Origin of the sequence: Kineococcus glutinatus (genome assembly GCF_039542765.1) — a bacterium.
Lineage (GTDB): Bacteria > Actinomycetota > Actinomycetes > Actinomycetales > Kineococcaceae > Kineococcus_A > Kineococcus_A glutinatus.
Genome location: NZ_BAABIL010000104.1, coordinates 1 through 1,786, shown reverse-complemented (window position 1 = coordinate 1,786; position 1,786 = coordinate 1). Strand labels below are relative to the sequence as shown.

Genomic DNA, 1,786 nt, shown 5'->3' with positions numbered 1-1,786 from the left:
TCTTCAACGACACCTTCGGCCACCAGGCCGGCGACAAGCTGCTGCAGGGCGCGGCCGCGGAGCTGTTCAAGGCGTGGGCGGCGACGGTGCGGGCGGGGCTGCTGCGGGCGGTCGCGGAGCTGGGCGGCACCGGGCGCATCGTGCTGTGCCTGCACGACGAGCTGCTCGTGCACGTGCCGCAGCAGCGGGCGGCGGCGACGGTGGCGCTGCTGCACGAGGCGCTGGCGGCCACGGCGGCGCGCTGGGCGGCGGGGTCCGGCGTGCGGTTCGTGGCGGACGCGGCGGCGGTGCACCGCTGGTCGGAGGCGAAGTAGCGGGGCCCGGGACGTCCGCGAGGCGGCCGGCGGAGGCCGGCCGGGGCGGGCGACAGCCCGGGTGCTCCGGCGTCCCGGCGGGGTGCTCGACCGGTTCCGACGGGCGGGTTAGCGTCACGACCCTCGCTGCGTGAAGCGCTCCAAGGCACGACACCAGGCCCTGCCACCACCTCGACGACGAGGAAGGGAACCTCCCCTCATGCCGACGACCCACCCCCGCACGGGCGACCGCACGCTGATGCGGTCGCACAGGCGGTACCTCTCCGGCGCCCTGGGCCTCGCGCTCCTGGCCCCCCTCACCCCGGCCGCCGCGGCGGCGACCCCTGCCGCCCCGGCCCCGCAGAAGACCTCGGACTGCGCCGGCGTGGCCTGGATGGACACCTCCAGGAGCGCCGACCAGCGCGCCCGCGCCCTCCTCGCGGCCAGCACCCAGCACCAGAAGTACCGCTGGCTCGTCGAGCAGGCCGCCAACAGCCCCCGGGAGACCGAGATCGCCGGGGTCACCTACCCGGCGCAGGTGCCCTGCACGCCCACCGTGGTGTACACCGACGGCCCCGACGGGGTGCGCTTCACCGAGGGCGTCACCGCCTTCCCGGCGCCCATCGCGCTGGCGTCCACCTGGAACGAGGGCCTCGCCCGCGAGAAGTTCGCCGCCCAGGCCGAGGAGGCCTTCGACAAAGGCAGGAACGTCGTCCTCGGGCCGGGCCTGGCCAGCAGCCGGACCCCCCTGTCCGGGCGGACCCCCGAGTACCTCGGCGAGGACCCGCTGCTCACGGGGCTGCTGACGGCGGCGGGCGTCAACGGCATCCAGGAGGGAAACCCCGACAAGCCGGTGCTGGCCACCCTGAAGCACTACGTGGGCAACGAGCAGGAGCTCGACCGTGCGCAGAACTCCTCCAACATCGACGAGCGCACCCTGCGCCAGATCTACGACCTGCCCTTCGAGATCGCGCTGGAGCGCAGCTCGCCCGAGAGCGTCATGTGCTCCTACAACCAGGTCAACGGGGTCCACAGCTGCGAGAACCCGCTGCTGGACGACGTCCTCAAGGACGAGCTCGGCTTCGACGGCTACGTCATGTCCGACTTCGGCGCCGTGCACTCCACCGCCCCGTCGCTGGGCAACGGGCTGGACCAGGAGCTGAACCGCCCGGTCTTCTACACCCCGCAGCGCCTCGACGCCGCGCTCGCCGCGGGCGAGATCACCCAGGAGCAGATCGACGAGGCCGCCTTCCGCGTCGTCCGCTCGTACGTGCGCGGCGGCCTGTTCGACGCGCCGCTGCCGGCCGTCCCCGTGGCGGACGCCTCCACGCGGGCCCACAAGGCCACCGCGCGCGAGGTCGCCGAGCAGGGCTCCGTCCTGCTGAAGAACGACGGCGTGCTGCCGCTGGCACCGGGCAGGGGCGACACGATCGCCGTCATCGGCGCCACCGCGTCGTCGACCCCGACCAGCGACGGCACCAGCGCGGTGGACG

1 protein-coding gene and 1 pseudogene are annotated in these 1,786 nt (G+C 74.3%); both read left to right on the top strand.

Going from position 1 to position 1,786, the window contains the following annotated elements:
• Positions 1-314 (top strand): annotated as a pseudogene (locus ABEB16_RS04690) (DNA polymerase); the annotation flags it as partial.
• A gap of 199 nt (positions 315-513) precedes the next feature.
• The coding region (locus ABEB16_RS04685) for a glycoside hydrolase family 3 protein (protein ID WP_345711106.1) at positions 514-1,786 on the top strand (1,273 nt) is incomplete at its 3' end.